General features: G+C 70.3%; 16 protein-coding genes. 11 read left to right on the top strand and 5 right to left on the bottom strand.

The features are described 5' to 3' along the window. Positions 1 to 13 precede the first annotated feature (13 nt). The 7 genes from HF576_RS12650 to HF576_RS12620 all read left to right on the top strand — a co-directional run bounded on the left by HF576_RS12650 (position 14) and on the right by HF576_RS12620 (position 10,592). Positions 14 to 2,575 carry a hypothetical protein gene (locus tag HF576_RS12650; protein ID WP_168913188.1) on the top strand — a complete coding sequence of 854 codons (2,562 nt, stop codon included), beginning with the start codon at positions 14 to 16 and terminating at the stop codon, positions 2,573 to 2,575. Between the two features lie 200 nt (positions 2,576 to 2,775). Continuing rightward, on the top strand, positions 2,776 to 3,861 hold the full coding sequence (locus HF576_RS12645; protein ID WP_168913187.1) for a hypothetical protein: 1,086 nt from the start codon (positions 2,776 to 2,778) through the stop codon (positions 3,859 to 3,861). Positions 3,862 to 3,903: 42 nt separating this feature from the next. Beyond that, a complete protein-coding gene (locus HF576_RS12640) occupies positions 3,904 to 5,319 on the top strand; it encodes a hypothetical protein (RefSeq protein ID WP_168913186.1) in 1,416 nt (471 codons plus the stop codon). Positions 5,320 to 5,441: 122 nt separating this feature from the next. Continuing rightward, complete coding sequence (locus tag HF576_RS12635; protein WP_168913185.1) at positions 5,442 to 6,569, top strand: COG1361 family protein; 1,128 nt, start codon at positions 5,442 to 5,444, stop codon at positions 6,567 to 6,569. After that, positions 6,566 to 7,378: a hypothetical protein gene (locus tag HF576_RS12630; protein WP_168913184.1), complete on the top strand. Its 813-nt coding sequence runs from the start codon at positions 6,566 to 6,568 to the stop codon at positions 7,376 to 7,378. Before HF576_RS12635 ends, HF576_RS12630 begins: the two co-directional genes overlap by 4 nt. 181 nt (positions 7,379 to 7,559) lie before the next feature. Beyond that, complete coding sequence (locus tag HF576_RS12625) at positions 7,560 to 8,600, top strand: sortase (protein WP_343234266.1); 1,041 nt, start codon at positions 7,560 to 7,562, stop codon at positions 8,598 to 8,600. A 1,242-nt stretch (positions 8,601 to 9,842) separates the two neighbouring features. After that, entirely contained in the window at positions 9,843 to 10,592 is a 750-nt protein-coding gene (locus HF576_RS12620) for a phosphate ABC transporter ATP-binding protein (RefSeq protein ID WP_343234314.1), read from the top strand. 6 nt (positions 10,593 to 10,598) lie between these two features. Here HF576_RS12620 and HF576_RS12615 read toward each other — a convergent pair whose 3' ends face one another. Together HF576_RS12615 and HF576_RS12610 are read right to left on the bottom strand one after the other, a co-directional pair. After that, positions 10,599 to 11,300, bottom strand: a complete 702-nt coding sequence (locus HF576_RS12615; RefSeq protein ID WP_168913183.1) for a sirohydrochlorin chelatase — start codon at positions 11,298 to 11,300, stop codon at positions 10,599 to 10,601. Between the two features lie 139 nt (positions 11,301 to 11,439). Continuing rightward, positions 11,440 to 12,222 (bottom strand): MarR family winged helix-turn-helix transcriptional regulator, encoded by a 783-nt coding sequence (locus HF576_RS12610; RefSeq protein WP_168913182.1) that lies wholly within the window; start codon positions 12,220 to 12,222, stop codon positions 11,440 to 11,442. Positions 12,223 to 12,337: 115 nt separating this feature from the next. On the opposite strand from HF576_RS12610, the gene HF576_RS20385 reads away from it, so the two are divergent. Beyond that, positions 12,338 to 12,919 carry a MarR family winged helix-turn-helix transcriptional regulator gene (locus tag HF576_RS20385; RefSeq protein WP_240948901.1) on the top strand — a complete coding sequence of 194 codons (582 nt, stop codon included), beginning with the start codon at positions 12,338 to 12,340 and terminating at the stop codon, positions 12,917 to 12,919. Between the two features lie 108 nt (positions 12,920 to 13,027). Further along, complete coding sequence (locus tag HF576_RS12600; RefSeq protein ID WP_205835290.1) at positions 13,028 to 14,689, top strand: BCCT family transporter; 1,662 nt, start codon at positions 13,028 to 13,030, stop codon at positions 14,687 to 14,689. A gap of 39 nt (positions 14,690 to 14,728) precedes the next feature. On the opposite strand, the gene HF576_RS12595 is transcribed toward HF576_RS12600, so the two are convergent. The 3 genes from HF576_RS12595 to HF576_RS12585 form a co-directional block, all read right to left on the bottom strand. After that, positions 14,729 to 16,642: a vWA domain-containing protein gene (locus HF576_RS12595; RefSeq protein ID WP_343234264.1), complete on the bottom strand. Its 1,914-nt coding sequence runs from the start codon at positions 16,640 to 16,642 to the stop codon at positions 14,729 to 14,731. A 172-nt stretch (positions 16,643 to 16,814) separates the two neighbouring features. Continuing rightward, entirely contained in the window at positions 16,815 to 17,372 is a 558-nt protein-coding gene (locus HF576_RS12590; protein ID WP_168913181.1) for a hypothetical protein, read from the bottom strand. A gap of 117 nt (positions 17,373 to 17,489) precedes the next feature. Continuing rightward, a complete protein-coding gene (locus HF576_RS12585; protein WP_168913180.1) occupies positions 17,490 to 18,935 on the bottom strand; it encodes an MFS transporter in 1,446 nt (481 codons plus the stop codon). A 208-nt stretch (positions 18,936 to 19,143) separates the two neighbouring features. On the opposite strand from HF576_RS12585, the gene HF576_RS12580 reads away from it, so the two are divergent. Both HF576_RS12580 and HF576_RS12575 read left to right on the top strand, forming a co-directional pair. After that, positions 19,144 to 20,892 carry a sensor histidine kinase gene (locus HF576_RS12580; RefSeq protein ID WP_168913179.1) on the top strand — a complete coding sequence of 583 codons (1,749 nt, stop codon included), beginning with the start codon at positions 19,144 to 19,146 and terminating at the stop codon, positions 20,890 to 20,892. Next, complete coding sequence (locus tag HF576_RS12575) at positions 20,883 to 21,533, top strand: response regulator transcription factor (RefSeq protein WP_168913178.1); 651 nt, start codon at positions 20,883 to 20,885, stop codon at positions 21,531 to 21,533. The genes HF576_RS12580 and HF576_RS12575 overlap by 10 nt, the downstream gene beginning before the upstream one ends. Positions 21,534 to 21,590: the final 57 nt, after the last annotated feature.

The raw sequence follows: 21,590 nt of genomic DNA, 5'->3' as shown, positions 1-21,590 counted from the left end.
TGCGCGCGCCAGCTTGACCGGCCTCGTCGTGGCGGTGATCACCGCATCGCTGATCGGCGCCGGAGGGGCGGTGCTCCAGGCCGAGCCCGCCGCGGCGGCCGAGGACGATGCCACCTCGAGCGCCGTCACGCTCACCAACAAGGACGACGCGCTGGAGCCAGAGGGGGCGCCGTTCCCCGACCTCGAGGTCACGATCTCGCAGACCAAGGACATGGTGTCGCAGGGGATACGGGTGAGCTGGACGGGCGGCGAGAAGTCCGCGAAACCGGACCAGAACCAGGGTGGTGCGAACTTCCTGCAGATCGCGCAGTGCTGGGGAGAGGATCCCGACAACCCAGGTCACCCCGATCGCCGCACGTGTCAGTACGGCGGCGGGCGCGCGCCGGGCAGCGATCGCGACGGGAGCATCGAACTCGAGGCGCTGCATCCCGAAGACCAGAAGTACTCGGCCGACGTCGGTGGATACGCGTACAGCGGGATTCCCTTCGTCGCCAGCAATTCCGAAGGCATCGTCGACGAGTACGCCGCACCCGCCGACCGCGTGCTGAACAACTTCAGCGCCCCGGGTGTCGTGAAGCCGGAAGACCAGCGGGCCGACATGGCGAACAACCAGTTCTTCAGTGCGTACACGACGAACGAGGTGCGATGGGCCGGCGCGGGAGCCGATGGGTCGGGATCGGTGCCCTTCGAGGTCCAGACTGCGATGGAGTCGACTGCACTCGGCTGCGGCACCCCCATCCCCCAGCCGGACGGCACCGCCGTCGGTCAATCGTGCTGGCTCGTGATCATCCCGCGCGGCACAGGAGACACGGGTGTGTCGAACATCACGCGCTCGGGGCTCTACTGGGACGCGTGGGAGCACCATCTGGCTGTCGAACTCGAATTCAAGCCGCTGGGCGTGCGCTGCCAGATCGGCGAAGCCGAGCGGCAGCTGGCGGGCAGCGAACTCGTGGCCGGCGCCGTCGCCTCGTGGCAGCCTGGACTGTGCCGGGGAGAGAACGGTGCGCCGTTCGTGCTGAGCGAGGGCAGTGAGGCGGATGCCGCGGCCCGCGCCGCCGGGACCGAACCGAGCCCGCTCGCGTTCACGTCGCGACCACTCGATCTGGCCGCGATCGGTGATGCGACCGACCCCCTCGCCTACGCGCCGGTGGCGATCGCGGGCGTCGCCCTCACCTTCGCCATCGACCGGGAGCCGAACCCGAACACCGAGAACCCGCAGTATCGGGATCGCGCAGGGCTGCCCTTCACTGAGATGAAGCTCACTCCACGGCTGGTCGCGAAACTGCTCACTGCTTCCTATCTGGACGCGCTCCCGAACCGGGCCGACAAAGACCACCTCGGCCGAGACATCGACGGCGACGGCGACATCGAATGGAATCCGCGGACCATCGTGTGGGATCCGGAGTTCCGGAAGATCAACGATCCGGAGTGGAGCGAGCAGGTCATCATCGGAGCGTCGATCGCCGACGCGCTCCTGCCGTCCGGCCGGTCGGACGCTGCGGTTCGCCTGTGGGAGTACGTGCTCGCCGACCCGGATGCCCGCGCGTGGCTCGACGGTGCCGATGACGGCCATGGGATGTTCGTCAACCCGTGGTATTCGACGAACCCCGACGTCCAGCCGCTGGGAGTGGGTCTCGCTCTTCCGGCCGAGGACTTCCCGAAGGCCGACCCGGTGACCAAACCCGATGAGACGACGAAGGGCGGTACGGGTGAGATCAACCTCGTGACGTGGCGCCCGTACACCCCCAGCCTCGCCGAAGGGGCCCACCACGTGCTCCGCGGCGATGGTCTGATCCTCGGCAACTGGGAACCCCTCCCGGAACCGGCGAAGTTCGGCAAGTCGCAGCGCAATCTCTTCGGCAGTCAGCGCGTGATCGGGCTCACGTCGACCCCGGCCGCGAGCCTCTACCACACGGTGACGGCGTCCCTGCGCAATCCCGCGGGGCAGTTCGTGGCGCCGACACAGGACGGCCTGGCCGCGGCTGCCGCTGCGATGACGCCCACCCCCGCGCAGCCGAGGGTCCTTCAGTACGACCTGCGCGGTGACACGGTCAAGGGGGCCACCACGTCGTACCCGCTCACCATGCCGGTCTACGCCGCGCTGAATCCTCAGCAGACCGACGAAGAGCTCCGCGGCGTCTACGCGAACCTCATCCGATACGCCGTCGAGGAAGGCCAGAGCCCGGGCACTGATGTCGGAGAGCTGCCTCCGGGGTACGCCCCGCTTCCGGGCTCGTGGGTCGAGCAGGCGCTGGTCATGGCCGACTCGATCGAACGCGGGAGCCTTCCTCAACAGGGAGGCGGAAATCCCGGCGGGTCGAGTGGCGCTCCGAGAACGTCGGGACCGCCGGCACCGCCGCCATCCTCGGCTCCGGCTCCGGTGCCGGGTGCCAACGCGCCCGCCGCGGGAGCGCCGGCGGCCACCGGGGCGCCTGCGGGCGCTCTGGCCGGCGCGGAGACGCCCGAAGACCCCGACGCGGGGCCTATCGCCGCGGCCGTGCCGATAGGCATCGGCGCGGGGATCGTGGCAGGCCTCGCCGTACCGCTCGTGTCACGCATCCGGCGGCGCGCGTGATCCTCTCGCACAGCAGCGGGACAGCGGTCCTTACCCGGCCAAGCCCCTTTCGTTCACCTGCGGCTCGGAGCCTGAGGACAGGGCAGGAAACCACCCGGACCTGCCCGAAGACTTGACGGCTCCCCTGCCAGGGAGCCGCCAAGACGGTCGTTCACGGAGCGACCGGATGTCACACCAACCCTCATGAGAAAAGGAAAGTTGTGAACAAGAGGAAGTTTATCGCTGCCGGTGCCGCTGTCGGCCTGGCGGCAACGCTGTTCGCCGTCGCTCCCGCGGCACACGCCGAGCCGGTCTCCAACTACGCGATCGTCGGCTCCGACACCCTGCAGGATGTGCTCAACGCACTCGCGAACGGCACCACGATCTCGGGCGGCTCGGTGCGCTCGACTGCCGGCGACTCGCCCGTCGGCTCGTTCGACGCCACCGGTTCCGCGCAGATCCAGACGAAGGTGAACGGCCCGCGGTTCGTGCGCCCGAACGGGTCCGGTTCCGGCGTGTCGGCGCTGAGCCGTTCGATCGACGGTGCCGCGTACCAGGGCACGGCCATCACCGGTCAGGTCGACGTCGCACGCTCGTCGTCGGGAGCCGGCTCGCTCGCCAACCCGACCGGACCCCTCGCCTACATCCCGTTTGGTCGCGATGCGCTCTCTTACGCGCACTCGGGTGGCGCGAACGCGGCGTTCGACAACATCAGCCAAGCGGCGCTGAAGAGCCTCTTCGAGTGCACGGCGACGACCATCGGCGGCGTGACTGCGATTCCTGTCATCCCGCAGCCTGGTTCGGGCACGCGCTCGGACTTCATGTCCAAGATCGGCGTGACCGACGCGACCCTCGGCGACTGCGTCGTCGTGGGCCAGGAGCACGACACCTCCAAGCTCTTCGACGGCACTGCGTTCCCGGCCAACGGCGTGACCGCGATGTCGGCGGCGCAGTGGGTGGCCCAGAACACCGGTGCGGGCATCGACCGCCGCGGAGCAGGCGTCAAGATCGGCTCGCCGATCGCCGGCGTGCCCGCTGTCACCGGCACGGGGACGTCGATGGCTCCGAACGCGGCCTTCTACGCCGACACCACGTGGGGACGCGACACGTACATCGTGGTCGAGAACGCGCGCATCACCGCCGGTAACGCCGCCTTCGACGCCAAGCTCGCGAATCTCGTGAGCAACCAGGGCCCGAAGCTCGGCAACCACGGCTCGCTCTCGAGCCAGGCCGGTGCGGTGAAGAAGAAGTTCGGCTTCCTCGCGCCGTCCACGACCGTGCCCGTGCGCGCCAACCTCCGCTCCTGACCTCCCGCATCATCCGAGATTCACCCCAAACGAAGGACTGAAATGAACATCAGCAAGAAGTGGCAGGCGGCCGCGGCCGGTGCCATCGCACTCGCTCTCGTCGGCGGCGGCGCCAGTGCCGCGAACGCCGCTCCCGGCGACCCGATCAACCCTCAGCCCGAGGGCTCCGCTGCGGCGGGCTCCAAGGGCGGCTTCTTCCTCTTCGACGGAAACACCGGGGAGCCCGCCGACAGCGACGGGACCCGCAGCTACGCCAAGGACGAGACGATCATCGGATCGGCCAGCGCGACGAACGTCGATGCCGAGATCAACGCGGCAGCGACGCGTCCCGTGACCGGTGCGACGACGTTCACCGGTGTGTACGCCTTCATCTCCGAGAAGAATTCGACCGACCTCATGGGCGGTATCAACACGTGGAACGCTTACCACGTGGACGCGGCCGCCGGTCCCAACGGCGGCACGCTGCAGCCGTCGCTGACCCTCGAGTCCTTCGTCGACGGCCCCGGTGGCATCGCAGACGACATCGCGGCGGGTGGCACCTACTGGTACGGCATCGCGTACACCAACCTCAACGGTGTTCAGGTGGCGGGCGCGGTCTACCGTGAGATCACCATCGAGCCGGGCACGGGCAACTACACGGTCACCCCGAGCGTTCTCGAAGGTGCCGCTCCTGTCGACGTGATCGAGGAGGCTGAGCTCGTCGGCGCTGAGCTCGGCAGCGCCGAGCCCGCGGTCGACACCACCGTGGTTCCGATCGCCGGTGGTACCGCGAACGCCAACAAGACGCTGAACGTGGGCGTCTACGCGGCCGGTGCGCGCATCGACCTCGGCACCGTGACGCTGGATGCCGACGGCAACGGCTCGGTCGACGTCGCCGGTGAGGGCCTTGCCGCCAACGCCGCGCACAAGCTCTTCCTCTACGAGCTCGATGGCGAAGGCGACGAGATCCTCGTCGGCTGGGACGCGTTCACCCTGACCGCGACCCTGCCGCCGAACCAGGACACCACCGACCTCTCGGTCGAGGTGACCAACTCGGGCAAGTTCGCGCTCGTCGCTCCCGCGGCGCAGTCGATCGACCTCGGTGACGTCCGTCGTAACCGCGTGTCGGCTCCGGTCGACCTCGGCGCTGTCACGGTGTTCGACGACCGCGACGTGCTGTCGGGGTGGAACCTGAACATCACGTCGTCGGCCTTCACGGGCCCCGGCGCGACCACCGTCGAGGCGAGCGCGCTCGGCTACGCCCCCGTCGGCACGACGCTCTTCCCCGGCATCACCGCCGGTGCCCCGAAGCTCGCGGGTGAGGGCACCTTCGGTGTGCTGGCCGAGGGTGCTCCGGGCTCGGCCACGGGCGAGTTCGAGGGTGCGGTCGTCGACACCGAGCTCACCTTCAAGGCTCCGATCAACGCGGCCAAGGGCGTGCACAACGCGGTCCTGACGCTGGACCTCGTCTCGAAGTAAGTCTCGAGACATCGTCACCACCATGTGACACCCGTGTGGGAAAGGCGCCGTGTGCGTCTTTCCCACACGGCGTGTCGGTTCCCCTCCGTACGCCAGCCGGCCCGAACGAAACGTCTCCGCCAGTGACCGCAGCAGCCCTTCCCGCCCCTTCCGCCCGTCGCGCCCCCCGTGGTGTGCGCCGGGCCTTCGCCGTCGCCCTGGTCGCCCTTCTGGCCGGCGCTGGGCTGAGTCTTCTCGACCCGAACCCCGGACGCGCCGCGGCGGAAGACACCATCGGCATCTCGGGCGTCCCGTCGGACGCGGCCGGCAATCCCGATGGCCGCACGCGCTTCAGCTACAGCGCCGATCCGGGTCAGCAGGTCGCCGACCACTACCTCGTACGCAACACGGGTACGACGGCGCAGTCATTCACCATCCTCTCGACGGACGCGTTCAACGACGACGATGGCGAGTTCGCGCTCCTCGAGACCAGTGCCCCACCGGTCGACGTCGGCTCGTGGGTCACCTTCGAGAACGGCGCCAACCGGCTGCAGTTCGACCTCGCACCCGGCGAGTCGCGTGTCGTGCCTTTCACGATCAGCATTCCCGCCGAAGCCACTCCCGGCGACCACGCGGGCGGAATCGCGGCATCCGTGCAGAGTCCCAGCGGTCAGGTCACACTCGATCGCCGGCTCGGCACCCGCATGTACCTGCGCGTCTCGGGCGACATCCAGGCAGGGCTCTCGATCGCTGGGCTCACCGCGTCGTACGTCGGCGACTGGTGGAACCCGTTGACCGGGGCGGTCCGCGTGCACTACACCGTCGAGAACACCGGCAACATCGCGCTCGCCTCGAACGTGACGGTCGCGGCGTCGACGTGGTTCGGCATCCCCACAGGCGGCAAGCAGGGTGACGGCATCCCGGAACTGCTCCCGGGCAGCACCCGGACATATGAAACCGACCTTCCCGGTATCGCCAGCTGGGGATACCTCAGCGCGAACGTCACCCTCACCCCGTTCGTGGAGGGCGACGACGACACCAAGCGCCTGGGGGTGCCTGCGACATCGCGCGACACGATCCTGATCGCGCCGCCGTGGATCGTGCTCATCGCGCTCGTTCTGATCATCGGGTTCGTGCTGTTCCGCCGCTGGCGCCGCAACGTCGATGCGAAGCGGGCTGCCGAGTGGGTCGCCTACACCGAGGCCGAGGCGAAGCGAAAGGCCGAGGCCGAGCGTGAGGTCGTCGGGGCCGGCGCGGGACCGGCGACGTGACCGGCTCGCGCCCGCTCATCGATCAGGGCGGCGAGGGGATGCGGCGGACCCGATGGCTGCGCGCCGGCGCACTGTGCCTCGCCCTCACCGCGTTGCTCTCGACGGACGTCATCGGCCTCCCCGTGCAGCATGCCGCCGCCGAGACCATCGACGAGGGCAACCTCACGGTCGACGTCACCGACGGGGTCGAACCGACTCCGCGCCCCACGTTCACACCGCCGGGACCGCCGCCCGGGCGACCGCCCGTGATTCCGCCGCGTCCCGGGCCTCCGGTGGCCGCCGACGTGACGCAGGCGACCATCCCCGACCCGAGCGCGGCGGACGATGCGCTCGGCGACGATCCGGCTGTGGCGGGCGGCATTCTCGCGATGAGCGGGCTCACCGCGACCGCATCGCCGTCGATCGCCATCGGCAACGGCCATGTGACCCTCGACTTCGTCGTGCGCAACACGTCGGCCACCGCGTTCGATTCGACCGCGCGCTTCTGGATCGACAACGCGTTCGGCGGACGGATCGCGGATGTCGACGACGTCGCGGTGGCGGCGCTCGAACCCGACGAGACGAGGCGCGTCCAGGTGCGCATCGACGGTCTGGGCCAGCACCTCGTGCTTCACGCGCACGTCACGCTGACGCCCCCGGGCACGGTCGAGGGCGTCGAGCTCGACGCGATCACACGCGACACCACGATCGCCGTGCCGCCGCTTTTCGTGCTCTCCCTCGTCAGCGGGATCGGTGCCGCGAGCGGTTTGCTGTGGTGGCTGTTCAGCCGTCGCGGGCTCGGACTCGCCCTCCGCCTGCCCGGCAGATGAGTGTCGTCGTGCCGCGGGTCGCGCCATCCACTCGCCGTGTGCGCCACGTTCACGCCTCGTTCAGTGGTGCGCATCCGCTCCGTAGCAGTCGCATGCGGAAATTGGCCGTGCCTTCCCTCACCTCGCATTCTCATGCGCATGAGCGGGGCGCTCGTCCTCGCGTGCGGCGGGGGGATGCCTGGTGACCTTGACCAGCGACGACCGGCACACCGCCGAGGTCGAGGCGGTCGAAGAGGCTCCCGCGCCGCCCGCGCCGAAGCCTCCGAAGCCTCCCCGTCCGCCGAAGCCCCCCAAGCCGCCGCGACTGCCCAAGGGGCAGCGTCCACCGCAGCCGCCGCGACGGATGCCGAAGCCGCAGCAGCCGCTCCGGCCGCTGTCGCCGCGGGAACAGGCCGTCCGCGGAGCGCTCCTCGTGCTGTCGGCGCTTCTGCTCACCCTCGCGCTGAACGTCACGGTGGTGGGACACGTGCGTCACCTCGTGGCGCAGCAGCAGCTGAGCGATACCTTCCGCTCGCAGGCCGCGGAGGGCATCGCACCCGTGAGCGAGGGCGACTTCAACGACGTGCTGCTCCCGGACGGGGTACCCGTCGGCATCATCGACATCCCGAAGCTCGGTGTGCATGAGGTCATCGTGGAGGGCACGGACTCTGAGGCGACGCAGATGGGGCCGGGTCACCGCCGCGACACCAGCCTGCCGGGCCAGGCCGGCGTGAGTGTGATCATGGGCCGCGCTGCGGGCTACGGGGGCCCGTTCGGCCGCATCCAGGAGCTCGCGCCCGGTGACGAGTTCACCATCACCACCGGTCAGGGCGAGCACACGTTCGAGGTGATCGGGCTTCGCTACGCCGGAGACCCCTCCCCGCCGCGCCTGCGAGCCGGCGAGAGCCGCGTCATCCTCACCACGGCCCGCGGCGTGCCGTATGCGCCCTCCGGAATCGCGCGCGTCGACGCCGAGCTCACGAGCGAGACGCAGCCGGCCGGCGTGCGGCAGACGAGATTCGCCACCCTCCCCGGGGCGCACCAGGAGATGCGCGGAGACACCTCGATGGCGTGGGCGCTCGTGTTCGCGCTGCAGTTCCTCGTGCTCGTCGAAGTCGCCGCCGTGTGGGCCTACCGCAACGTCGGCAGCCGCCGCACCTGGATCGTCTTCGCGCCGCTCACCCTTCTCGCCGGACTCTGGGTGACCGGCGAGATCGTCCGGCTCCTCCCGAACCTCATGTGAGGCCGCCCCGACGGCCCCCGCACCTCAGAACGGAAGCAACCCATGGCAAAGTCTGTGACCAGGATCTTCGGTCCCTTCGCCCGCGCCGACAAGCCGAAGACCGCCCGAGAAACGGTGGCTTCGACGGATGCCCCCACCACCGCGATATCCGAAGAGCCGCTGTCCACCGAAGCCACGGTTCCCTCGACGCCCGATGCCACGGCTTCTTCGGAGGCGAGGGACGCTGAAGAGCCGAGCCCGCTGACGCCGGCCGAGGTCGCGCGAGCGCGCGCAGCGGCAGCCGAAGAGGCGGCCGTCCACGCGCAGATCGCGGCGTCACAAGCGCGAGAAGCAGCCGAATTCGAGGCGATGGAATTGGCCGCCAAGGCACGCGAGGCAGACGAAGCCCGGCGCGCAGAAGCGGCGCGGGCGGCGGAGGCTGCCGCCGCGGCAGCTCTCGCAGAGTTCACCGCGGCAGAGGCGGCGCGCGCCGCCGAGGACGCGGCGGTGGCCGAAGCGGTCCGGCTCGAAGCGGCCGCAGCGACGGTACGGGCCGCCGAGCTCGCGGCCGAGGAAGCCTTGAAGCAGGCGGATGCTGCAGCCGCCGCGGCCGCGGAGGCCCAGGCCCACGCCGTTGCGGAAGACGAGGCACGTACCACTGCGGAGACCCAGGAGACGGATGCCGCAGCCGAGGTTCCTGCGGCGGCGGACGAGACGGATGCCGCAGCCGAGGTTCCTGCGGCGGCGGACGAGACGGATGCCGCAGCCGAGGTTCCTGCGGCGGCGGACGAGACGGATGCCGCAGCCGACACTCTCGCAGCCACCGCGGCCGGGACCCCCGACGCGGAACTCGAGTCTCGTGCCGCCGCCGCCCAGGCCGCCGCCGCGGCGCACGCCCGCGCGGTGGGCGAAGTGCCGGCAGATGCTCCGGCGGTCGACGTCACGGCGGTCGTCGGTCCGCCCTTGGACGCCACTCCCTCCGCGGCATCCGGTGACGTGGCGCCCGCGGTGGCAGGCGACGACGTGACGACATTCATCCCCACGGCCACACCACCGTCGGACATCACGGAGTTCGTCGCGGTTCCGGCCGCCACCGCGGGTGCCGCGGGCCTGGCAGACGACAGCTGGATGCGGGGGACTGACGACCGCCGTCGCGAGCGAGCCGAAGCCCTCGTAGCCGAGGACGGCAACGCGCAGTCGCTCTCGTTCTCTCCGGCCGCGCACCCCGCGCCGTCCTCGCTCGCGACGCTCGAGGGCCGCAACATCACGGCGTGGTTCGGCGATCACCAGGTGCTCGACCGGGTGTCGCTCACGATGCCGGCCGGCCAGGTCACCGCCCTCATCGGCCCTTCCGGATGCGGCAAGTCGACGTTCCTGCGGATCCTCAACCGCATGCACGAACTCATTCCGTCGGCCTCGCTCGCCGGGGAGGTGCTGCTGGACGGCGAGGACATCTACGACGCCTCTCGCAAGCTCGTCGAGGCGCGCAAGCACATCGGGATGGTGTTCCAGAAGCCCAATCCCTTCCCGGCGATGTCGATCTACGACAACGTCGTGGCGGGTCTCAAGCTCACCGGCACGCGGGTCTCGCGGTCGGAGAAGGACGCGCTGGTCGAGTCGTGCCTCACCAAGGCCGGCCTGTGGAAAGAGGTGAAGGACCGCCTCCGCGCGCCGGGCGCGGGACTGTCGGGCGGTCAGCAGCAGCGCCTGTGCATCGCTCGCTCGCTCGCGATCAAGCCGCGGGTGCTCCTGATGGACGAGCCGTGCTCCGCTCTCGACCCGACTTCGACGCGCGTCATCGAAGAGACCATGCTCGAGCTGGTGCAGGACGTGACCATCGTCATCGTGACGCACAACATGCAGCAGGCACAGCGCGTGTCGCAGCAGTGCGCATTCTTCCTCGCATCCCAGGGCACGCCCGGCGCGATCGTCGAGCACGGCGACACCGACGCGATGTTCTCCGACCCGATCGACCCGCGCACCTACGACTACGTCAACGGCCGCTTCGGGTAGCAGGCGCTACAGCGAGTCCCGGTACCGGTCGATCACGAGCTGGGACAGTCCCGCCGCGGGTTCGTCGTCGTCCAGCAGGGGGCGCGCGACCGGTGCTGATCCCGCGAGCCGCACGGCGAGGTCATGGAAGTAGCCGGGTGCCAGCAGGTAGTTCGCGACGACCACTCGCTCTGCTGCGGTTGCCGCCCAGGTGACCGCGACGTCGAGCCTCGGGTCGGCGGCCGCGAGGAAGCCGACGTCGACCTGCCGGCCCAGTCGGGCGCCCAGCATCCGTCCCACTTCCCGGCAGTCCTCGTTCGCGCGGTCGTCGCTCGAGCCTGCGACCGCGAGCACGACGGCGTCGCCGGGCGCGACATCGAGCGGCGAGAGTCGTTCGATCAGCGTCTCGACGAGTCGTGGATCAGGACCCATTGCCGGCGCGATCGCGACGCCTTCACGCCCCGCGGTCTGCTTCTTGAGGTCTACCCGCACGTGGTACCCGGCCGACAGCAGCAGCGGCACGATCACGACGGGCTGCCCCGGAGGAAACGCGTCGAGGGATGCCGCGACGTCGGGCTGCTGCACATCCACATGTCCCAGTCGCACCGTGACGTCCGGGAGCTGCCGCGCGACGGCATCCACCAGAGCCGACACCGCTGCCTGCCCTTCGGCGGACGACGTGCCGTGCGAGATCGCGAGGAGGGCGGGCGTCGAAGTCACGCGCCCCATTGTGCCCGCCCCGTGTGGCGCGCGCGTTACGCCGGTCGCCGCCCCCGGGGTTCGTTCGTCACCTGTGTACGCCGAGAGCGGCGTGTCGCGTACATATGTGACGAACGAACCCGAGGGGACGGGACGGGGATGCCGCGGGTCAGGCCGCGCCGGACTCGCGGCCGCGCGCGTACCCGGCGTCGAAGCCGCGTTCGTACGCGCCTTGCGCGTCGCGCTCGCCGTGGCCGTGGCCGTGGTGCGGGAAGCCGTGACCGTGGCCGTGGGGCCGGTGGCCGTGGCATCCGTCACCGGGGACATGTCCCGAGAACGGCTCGTCGCCGCGCTCGGCGGGGTGGCCCGGGCGACCCGGGGCGAAGCCGCGGTGGCGGTTCGGTCCCCAGCCGAAGCGGATCTCGGGGTTGAACGGACGGCCGAAGCCCGGACCGCCGGGGAAGCCAGGGAAGCCGCGGCCGAAGCCCGGACCGGGGCCGAACCCGCGGCCGAAGCCCTCGGCCTCGTCCCAGCCGAGCTCGCGGGCCATCGCCTCGAGCGAGCTCATGGTGGTGGCGAACGCCTCGGCGCCGACGGCGTCGACCAGGCGGGCGCGGATGCCGTCGACGATGCCGCCGATGCGTTCCTTCTCGGCACGGCCGGCCTCGGTCAGGGTCCAGGTGCCGTCTCCGGCCTCCTCGACCCAGCCGCGGTCCCCGAGGTTCCGCAGACGCTTGCCCTTGCGGGCGAGGCGCTCGCTGAGCCCGGGGGCGTCGACGTCGCCCGAGAGCACGTTGAGCAGCATCCAGTCGCGTCGCGAGATGCCCTCGGCCTCGAGCGCCTGGGCGAACTCGCGCGTCAGCAGCCCGTCGACGGCGCGCAGCCAGTAGCCGAGCGGTCGCTTGTCGGTGGGGAGGTGGTCGTTCTCGTTGTCTTCGTTCTCGGTGTTCATGACAAGTCCTTTCTGGGGCGGCGCGGAGGGCCGCCGGAGTTACATGTCGAAGTGCATGTACATGCAGTGTGACATGGAATCTAGATGCATGTCAACTCGCATGTAAATTGGGTGCATGCCTTCTCGTCCCGATGATCCCGCCGACGCCATCGCCGCCGCCCTGGCACGCTTGAGAGGGCGACGAATGCCGCGGCCACCGTGGAGCGAAGGCGTCATCCCGCCCGTGGACCCGTCCTACGGCGGTCCCCACGGCGCGGCCCGTCACGGCGGTCCGCACGGGCACGGTCCGCATGCCGGCCACGGCGTCCCGCCCTGGGGCAGGGGACACGGCGGTCCGCCCTGGGGTGCCCCGCGCATCGGCGGCCCGGCACGCATGCGGCTGCTCGAGGCGCTGGCGGCGGCATCCCACCCCCTCTCGGTGGGCGAGATCGCCGATGCGGTCGGTGTCGATCAGCCGCGCGCCTCGCGTCTGGTGCAGCAGTCGGTCGATCTCGACCTGGTTCGGCGCGAGGCGGACCCCGACGATGCGCGGCGCACGCGTGTGGCGCTGACGGATGCCGGAGCCCGCCTGGTCCGTGGGTTCCGGGGTGAGCGGCGCGAGGCGATCGACGCCGCGCTGGCGGCCTTCACCGACGATGAACGCGCTGAGCTGGCCCGGCTGCTGACGAAGCTCGCGGACTCCTGGCCGCAGCGATAGCCCTTACGGCGAGCGCGGTTCGCTGGATACCGTGAACAGGTGACCGACGACGAATCACCTCCGTCCGAGACACACCAGACCACCGGCTCGACGCCGGTGGCCCCCGCCCTGCCGCCCGCGTCTGCCGCAGCGCCGCCCCCGCCGGGACCGGGCATCCAGCGCTGGGTCTTCTGGCCCGCCGCCGCCGTGGTGCTGGCGTTCAGCGCCTTCGCGATCTTCGCGCCCCGTGCGGCAGAGGCGATGTTCGCCGCGATCCAGTCGACGATCGTCAACGCCTTCAACTGGTACTACGTCCTCATCGCCGCGTTCTTCGTGGCTTTCGCGCTCGTCATGGGGTTCTCACGGTTCGGCGATATCAAGCTCGGCCGCGACGACGACAAGCCCGAGTTCTCGGTCGGTGCGTGGTTCTCGCTGCTCTTCGCGGCGGGCATGGGCATCGGCCTGGTGTTCTACGGGGTCAGCGAACCCCTGAGCCACTTCGTCGATCCGCGCCCGGGTGTCGAGGGCACGCCCGAGCAGCTCGCGCAGCAGGCGCTGACCCAGACCTATCTGCACTGGGGCGTGCAGGCGTGGTCGATCTACGTCGTGGTCGGACTGGGCCTGGCCTACGCCATCCACCGCCGCGGCCGACCGATCTCGATCCGTTGGACGCTCGAACCCGTCCTCGGGCGCAAGCGCGTCGAAGGCCCCTGGGGCCACGCGATCGATGTCGTTGCGCTCGCGGGCACGCTCTTCGGCGTCGCCACGTCGCTCGGCCTCGGCGTGCTGCAGATCAGCTCGGGACTGGAATCGGCCGGGCTCGGCGAACCGAGCGTGGGCATGCAGGTCGTCATCATCGGCGTCATCACGCTGTTCGTCCTGCTGTCGGTGCTGTCGGGGGTCACCAAGGGCATGAAGTGGCTCTCGTCGGCGAACCTCATCCTGGCCGGCCTGCTGCTGGCGTACATCCTGGTGTTCGGGCAGACGGAGTTCCTGCTGCGCGAATGGGTCCAGTCGATCGGCGGCTACATCCAGAACTACGTGGGCCTGTCGTTCACGGTGAGCGCGTTCCAGGGCGCCGAGGGCGAGGCCTGGCAGGCGGCGTGGACGTCGTTCTACTGGGGCTGGTGGATCTCGTGGTCGCCGTTCGTCGGCATCTTCATCGCGCGCATCTCGCGCGGGCGCACCGTGCGAGAGTTCGTGCTCGGGGTCATCATCGTTCCGACGATGCTGGGCATCCTGTGGTTCGCGGTGCTGGGCGGGTCAGCCCTGTACCTCGAACTCAACGATCCCGGCTCGATGACGCTCCCCGACGGCACCGTCGACCTCGAGGGCTCGATCTTCCAGCTGCTGGGCCACTTCCCGGGCAGCGCCGTGCTCACAGTGGGCGTGATCATCCTCATCAGCATCTTCTTCATCACCTCGTCCGACTCCGGCGCGCTCGTCATGGGCATGATCGCCACCGGCGGCAATCAGGAGCCGGCGAAGTGGGTGCGTACGTTCTTCACGCTCGTGACCGCGGTGCTCGCGATCGCGCTGCTGCTGACCGGCGGACTCACGGCACTGCAGACGGCCGCCATCACGATCGCGCTGCCGTTCAGCGTCGTGATGCTGCTGATGTGCTGGTCGACCATCGTGGCGTTCCGGCGTGAGCGGAGCGCCTACGAGCACGCCCGCCGCGCCGCGTTCGTGGAGCGCATCGGCGACTACTACGGGCTCGAAGTGGAAGAACCGGATCAGCGGGGCGTGAAGTGGCCGCAGCTGCCGCGCTGGCTGCGGCATCCGCGCTGACAACCGGCCCGCGCTGCCGGTCCCGATGAGCAGGTCGCGTCAGAAACTCGTGACGAGGTCGCCGAGCACGGCTTGCAGCTTCGTGGGGTCGGTTGCGTCGTAGTAGTGCGCACCGGTCGCGCTCGAGATCGACTGCAGTGTGGCGACATCGGCGTCGGCACCGTAGGCGAGGGTGAACACGAGCACCGGCGTCGAGTGGTGCAGGTTGCGGAGATTCTCGAGCATCTGCTCGGCGCCGATCGTCGGCGCGTTCGGCGCGTCGTTCTCGCCGTCGCTGAGCAGCACGACGGCGTTGATGCGGTCGGCCGACCACGCGGCCGCCTGCTGCGCGGTGAAGGCGTCGACCGCCTGGTAGAGCGGGGTGTCGCCCATCGACACGATTCCGCCGAGGGCGCCGAGGAACCCGTCCCGCGCACCGCCGATGTCGGCGACGGGCGAGATCAGGCCGGGCACCATGGCTCCGTCGGGCGCCTGCGCGAAGCCCGCGAGGCCCACGTCGTCACCCGTCGTGAAGTGGCCGAGGGCGGCTTCGATCGCCTTCTTGGCCTGCGTGAGCTTGGTGTCGCTCGGAGAGATGGGCTCGTCCATCGAGCCCGACACATCCAGCAGGAACAGCACGTTGGCGCGCTTGCGCACTTCGGGGAACGCGCCCTGGACGGCGGTGACGACATCCGCCGCGGGGAAGGGGATGACTCCGGCCTGATCGGCCGCGAGCTTGCCGACGCTCTCGACACCGGCATCCAGCTGTCGGTTGAGGTCTCGGTATCCCGACGCGCGCACCGCCTCCTGACCCTGGGCGGTACGGGTGAATCGGATGAAGTCGGCCGCGGCCTCGGACTCGATCGGGTCGATCCATGCTCCGGTGAGCCGCATCGCCGGGTTGTCGGCGGCGTAGTACCCGTCCGCCGGGTAGATGGGCACGAGCTGCTCGGCGGGTGGTGCTTCCTGTGTGCGCGTGACGCCGTCGCGGCTGGTGATGCCGCGGTTGTAGTCCCACACCGACTTCTCATCGACGATCACGGCCGAGAGGAAGTCGGCGGCGGTTCCGGATGCCTCGGCCTGGCGCGCGTGCCAGAGAAAATGCTCGGGCGTGGCCATGTAATGGCTGGTGGCGAGTTCGTTCTCGTGCACGGCCGTCACCACGGCGGGGTCGGCGATGTCCTGCACGGAGAGTGCTTCGAGCGAACCCGCTGCGGTCCCGAACGAGGCGTACATGGCGGCCTCGCCGGACGTGGCCATGAGAGGGCTCGTCTTGCCCAGCTTGAAGCTGCCCCACTCCGGGTGTCCGAGTCCGCTCCAGAGGTCGGCATCCCCCGCCGCTTCGAAGACCTCGGTCCACGTGGGCGCCTGCTGATCCCAGCCGACGGCCTCGGCGAGCGGCTGCGGCATGGCCAGCACGATGTCGGATGTCGCGACGCTCGTGCCCTCGGGGCGCAGCGCCGTCGCGCCCTGGGACTGCGCGACGTCGACCCACGTCGACGAGTCGGGCAGCCAGACCGTCGGCTTCTGCTCGTCGGCCAGCGTCGGGAATCCGGTCGCGACCATCGTGGCCGACACCCCGGATTTCTCCTTGGCGGGCGTCACGGTCACGCACGAGCCGCCGACGTTGCGGGGCGCGCTGTTGTACGCCGTGGCGAGGTTCTCGACCATCTCGGCATTCTCATGCGACGACAGCACGCGCACCGTCGCGCACGGCTCCGTGCCGGAGGTCGCGGCCGGCTCGTCCTGAGGGAACTCTATGAGCTCGGGCTCGGGCGCCGCCTCCGCCTCTTCGGGCGCGGTCGCGACCTCTTCCGGAGCGGCGATGGCCGACACGATCATCGTCGAGACCGTGCCGATGGCCGCGACGAGGATGACGATCCCGGCCACCGAGGTCCACACCATGACCCGCCGCCGTCTCCGACGGCGACGGAGCCGGCGCTCCTCGATCGCCGAGCCTGCGGCGCCGCTCACCAACGGCGCTCCCTGCCCTGCCGGGAACGCGGGGCGCGCCGCACGGCGCTGCGTCGATCGCAGGCGGAATCGGGCATTTGCTGGACCTCAGGTCGGGGGGTACCTGAGCCGGATCGGGTTCCGGCGCTGGTCAGAGCCTAACCGCATACCGTGTATGCGCGCGAGGGTCAACTCAGTGCGACGCCGTGCTCAGCATCCCGATGAGGACGGCGGTCCACCACCCGGCCTGCGAGACCAGCGCACTCCAGACGCACCACACGCGCAGGCTCCGCGGCAGCGCGCCGAACCGCACCCGCCCCGGCAGGCGCGCCAGCTCCGCGTTGAGCTTGGTCATCCCGACGCCGTTCATCGCCACGACGAGGACCGCGGCCATCTTGAGCGCCGTGAGCGGCTGGGCGAGATCCGGATGCAGGAACGCACCCGTCGCGAGAAGGCCCGCGATGCCCAGCCATGCCAGGCCGCTGACCGTCCGCTCGACGCGCCGGAGATCGTCGAGCGTCGCGCGCCGCAGCATCCACAGCAATCCGGTCGTCTCCAGCAGCACCGCAGCGCCGAGGCCCACGATGACCGACGCGAGGTGTGCGAACAAGGCGGGGCTACGCAGCCAGTCCGAAGGGACGACGGATGCCCCGACCCAGAGCGACACGTACATCGCGAGCAGGACGCACCAATACGCGATGGCGCGGCGATGGCGCGCTGCGCGGCGTCGTTCGATGAGCGGGGTCGTCACGGTGTCCTCGGGTAGGAAAGCGATCGGGTGTGCGACGACCCCCCGTCGCGTGTGGAACCTCACCCGCACAGCGAGGGTAGCGGAAGAGACCGGCCCGCCCGCGCCTTCCGTTCGCGGTCAGCGCTGCGCGACCTTCTTCGGAGCCTTGACGAACAGCAGCAGGACGAAGCCGACGGCCAGCACGAGCGCGATGCCCAGGATGCCGTACAGCGTCTGGTGGGCGGCGGCCGCGATGAAGACGCCCCACAGCAGCGGGGCGATCCAGCTCGCCGCGCGACCCGTCGTCGCGTAGAGGCCGAAGACCTCGCCCTCGTGCCCGGCGGGCGTGACGCGTGCCAGGAAAGAGCGCGAGGCCGCCTGTGCGGGGCCGACGAAGGCGGCGAGCACGATGCCCACGACCCAGAAGAGGCCCTGGCCCGCCCCCGCGCCGAAGAACACCGTGAGACAGCACAGGACCAGGACGCCGATCGCCACGAGGATCACCGGCTTCGGGCCGAACCGGTCGTCCAGGCGGCCGGCGAGGATCGTCGACACACCCGCGACGAGGTTCAGCACGATGCCGAAGACGACGAGGTCGGTGAAGCCGAAGCCGAACACGCGGCCCGCGATCACGGATCCGAACGTGAAGACGGCGGCGAGTCCGTCACGGTACACGGCCGAGGCGAGCAGGAACCAGAAGGTCGGTCGCGTCTCGCGCCACAGCCGGGCGATCGAGCGTGCGAGCTCGACGTAGCCGCGGAAGAATCCGACCCGGCGTGCATCCGGCGCCGGCGGCGGCTCGGGCACGTTGAGGAAGATCGGGATGGTGAAGACGAGGGTCCACACCGTCGCGCCGGCGGCGATGAACTGGAACGTGAGGGGGTCGGTGCCGTCGAGCACGCCGCCGAGGATGAGGCCGACGACGACGGCGAGCGCGATGATGCCGCCGAGGTATCCGAAGCCCCAGCCGAGGCCCGACACCTTGCCCACCGTCTTCGGGGTCGACACCGACACCAGGAGCGCGTTGTAGTTGGCTCCGGCGATCTCGCCGACGATGCTGCCGACCGCGATCATCGAAACGCCGAACCAGAAGTGGGCGGGCACGCCGCCGACGAACACCATCGCGAACTGGCACGCGATGAGCAGCGCGGTGAAGATGCCGAGCATCAGCTTCTTGCGGCCGGCGGCGTCGGCCCGCTGGCCGAGCACCGGCGCGAGCAGCGCGATGAGGACGCCCGCGATGGTGATGCCCCAGCCCAGATTGGCGTCGAGCGTGCCGAGGGCCTGACAGTACTCGGTGGCCGTGCTGGCGGGCGTGTCGCAGTCGATCGTCTCGCCGTCGACCACGCCGCTCGCCGCGACGGCGGGATCGAGGAAGAACGGCGACACCAGGAAGCTCGGCACCCACACGAACGTGAGCAGCACCGTGTTGAACGGCTGGGTCGCCCAATCCCACAGCGCCCACGAGATCACACGCTTGCGGGGGATCTGCGCGCCCTCCTGCAGGTCGAGGCCCATCATCGCGACGGCGCCGGTCGTGGCCGTCGCGGGCGGGGGTGCAGGGGATTCGTGCTCGTTGCCCATGGTCGGCAAAGTAGGACCCTTCGGTGAACGGCGGGTGCCGCCGCCGCGCTCGTCACTTCGGCGTGACGCTCGGCCAGGCTACCTTGCGTGCCACCGGCGTTCGAGGACCAGCCGCGTCCCTGCGCGGCGCACTGAGGACCTGGGTCGTCGTGGACGCGGCCCCACGCACGACACAATGAGGTGACGACGACCGTACGAAGGGGGTTCGATGCCTGCAGCCCCCCGCGTGCGCTCCGCGCTCTCGCGATCGCTCGACCGCGCGCTCGTGCTGGTGGCGCTGCTTGCGCTGATGCTCGTCGTCGTCGAGCTCGCCCTCTTCCCGCTCACGGGTCCGGCGGGGCCGCTGCTGGTGATGCTTCCGGCGATCTTCGCGGTCTATGTCATCGCGGGGCTCATCGCGTGGAAGCGCCGCCCGTCCAACGGCATGGGATTCCTGATCGTGGTCGCCGGGTTCGCGCTCTACCTCGGCACCCTGCAGAACACCGGCGTCCCGGTGCTCGTGGGCATCGGCGCGGTGTGCGCGACGATCGTCGCCCCTGCCCTGGTGCATCTGCTCCTGGCGTTTCCGACGGGGCGGCTGCCCGACCGGACGTCGAAGCTGCTCGTCGCGTCGGTGTACGTCGTCTCGCTGGTGTTCCAGGCGCCCCTCTATCTGCTCGATCCGCAGGGCCCGTTCCCGCCGTTCGCCGTGGCCGATCTGCCGCGAGTCGCCGAGCTCTTCGGTCTCTTCCAGACGGCGGTCGCGACAGCCCTCAGCGTGGGGGTGGCGGTCGTCCTGTGGGGGCGGCTGAGACGGGCGGATGCCGCACACCGGCGGGTGCTGATCCCGCTGTTCTCCTACGGCATCTTCGCGGTGCTGTTCATGCCGCTCATCGCGATCGTGCTCGATCGCGTGCTCCTGGTCCATCCCTACGTGCGGGGATACATCCAGTTCGCGGTCCTCGCCGGTGTGCCCATCGCGTTCGCGCTCGGCACGCTCCGAGGCGGGTTCGCGCGCACCGGTGAGCTCGAGGAGCTCGGCACCTGGCTCGGCACGGCCAGTGCCTCGAAGGAGCCGCTGACGACCGCGCTCGCGCACGCGCTCGGCGACCCCTCGTTGCGCCTGTACTTCTGGGCGGGGGACCGCGGCGAGTTCCTCGACGCCGACGGGCGGGTGGCGCCGGCCCGCACCGCTGACAGCCGACGCGGCTGGGAGAAGATCATGCTCGATGGCAGGATCATCGGCGCCATCGACTACGACTCCGCGCTGCTGGCGGATCGCAAGCTGGTGCGCACGGCCGGACGTATCGTCGCGATCGAGGTCGAACGCGCGAGGCTCACGGCCGAGCTGCGGGCGAGCCAGCGGGCGCTGATGCAGTCGCGCGAACGGCTCGTCGAGGCCGCCGACCGCGAGCGGCGCCGCATCGCCCGCGACCTGCACGACGGACTCCAGGTGCGGCTCGTGCTGCTCGCGCTCGAGGCGCAGCAGCTGGCCACCGCGCCGTCTGCCGCGGTGCCCGAGCGCGCCACGCGCCTGCGCGTCGACATCGACGCCGCGGCCGCCGACGTGCGGACGCTCGTACGCGATCTCGTGCCGGCGGCGCTGGTCGAGCGCGGTCTCGCCGCGGCCGCCGAGGACCTCGCCGACCGGATGCCGATCCCGACGCAGTTCGAGTCGGACGTCGAGGACGGCGCGATCGGCGACCTCGTGGAGGCCACGACGTACTTCGTCCTCACCGAGGCGCTCGCGAACGTCGTGAAGCACGCCCACGCGACGCTCGCGCGGGTGCGTCTCGCCGTCGAGGACGGCCGCGTGCATCTCGACGTCGAGGACGACGGCGTCGGCGGTGCGTCGATGGGTGCCGGTTCCGGCCTGCGCGGCCTCGCCGACCGCGTCGAGGCGATCGGTGGGGTCATCACGATCTCGAGCCCGCGGGGCAAAGGCACCCGCGTGCAGGCGGAGGTGCCATGCGCGTGATCATCGCCGAGGACGAAGCGCTCATCCGCCGCGGTCTCGAGCTCGTCCTGCGCGAGGGAGGTCACGACGTGGTGGCCGCCGTGGGTGACGCCGAAGAGATGACGGATGCCGTCGGCCGCGAGCGCCCGGACCTCGTCATCACCGACATCCGCATGCCGCCGACGCACACCGACGAGGGCCTCGTCGCCGCGCTCCGGATCCGCCGCGAGCACCCCGAGATCGGTGTCGTGGTGCTGTCTCAGCACGTCCAGCGCCGGTACGCCCAGGATCTGCTCGCCCACGGAGCCGAGCGTGTCGGATACCTGCTCAAGCAGCGGATCGCCGACGTCGGCACCTTCCTCGGCGACCTGGAGCGCGTCGCGACAGGCGGCACCGCGCTGGACCCCGACGTCGTGGCAGTGATGATGGGTCGCGCCCGCCACTCCGAGGCCGCGATCAGCGCATTGACGTCCCGGCAGCAGGAGGTGCTGTCGCTGGTGGCCGAGGGGCGCAGCAACGCGAGCATCGCGGCGGCGCTGTTCCTCACCGAGAAGGCCGTCGTTCAGCACGTCTCGCGGATCTACGACGCTCTCGGGCTGGCTCTTGACGGCGACTCGCACCGACGCGTGCGGGCGGTGATCCAGTACCTCAACCGCGGCTGAAGGCATCCGTGCGTGTGGACTCAGGTCCCCAATCGGGCCGATTCTGATGACACCGTG

This window comes from Microbacterium salsuginis (assembly GCF_012524205.1).
In the GTDB taxonomy this organism is placed as follows: domain Bacteria; phylum Actinomycetota; class Actinomycetes; order Actinomycetales; family Microbacteriaceae; genus Microbacterium; species Microbacterium salsuginis.
This window is presented reverse-complemented; position numbering and strand designations above follow the sequence as displayed.

What these genes read in the sequence shown, in the direction of transcription:
- HF576_RS12585 (WP_168913180.1), bottom strand. Translation starts at nt 18,935, where the DNA reads ATGGGCAACGAGCACGAATCCCCTGCACCCCCGCCCGCGACGGCCACG.
- HF576_RS12615 (WP_168913183.1), bottom strand. Translation starts at nt 11,300, where the DNA reads ATGGGGCGCGTGACTTCGACGCCCGCCCTCCTCGCGATCTCGCACGGC.
- HF576_RS12610 (WP_168913182.1), bottom strand. Translation starts at nt 12,222, where the DNA reads ATGAACACCGAGAACGAAGACAACGAGAACGACCACCTCCCCACCGAC.
- HF576_RS20385 (WP_240948901.1), top strand. Translation starts at nt 12,338, where the DNA reads ATGCCTTCTCGTCCCGATGATCCCGCCGACGCCATCGCCGCCGCCCTG.
- HF576_RS12575 (WP_168913178.1), top strand. Translation starts at nt 20,883, where the DNA reads ATGCGCGTGATCATCGCCGAGGACGAAGCGCTCATCCGCCGCGGTCTC.
- HF576_RS12640 (WP_168913186.1), top strand. Translation starts at nt 3,904, where the DNA reads ATGAACATCAGCAAGAAGTGGCAGGCGGCCGCGGCCGGTGCCATCGCA.
- HF576_RS12580 (WP_168913179.1), top strand. Translation starts at nt 19,144, where the DNA reads ATGCCTGCAGCCCCCCGCGTGCGCTCCGCGCTCTCGCGATCGCTCGAC.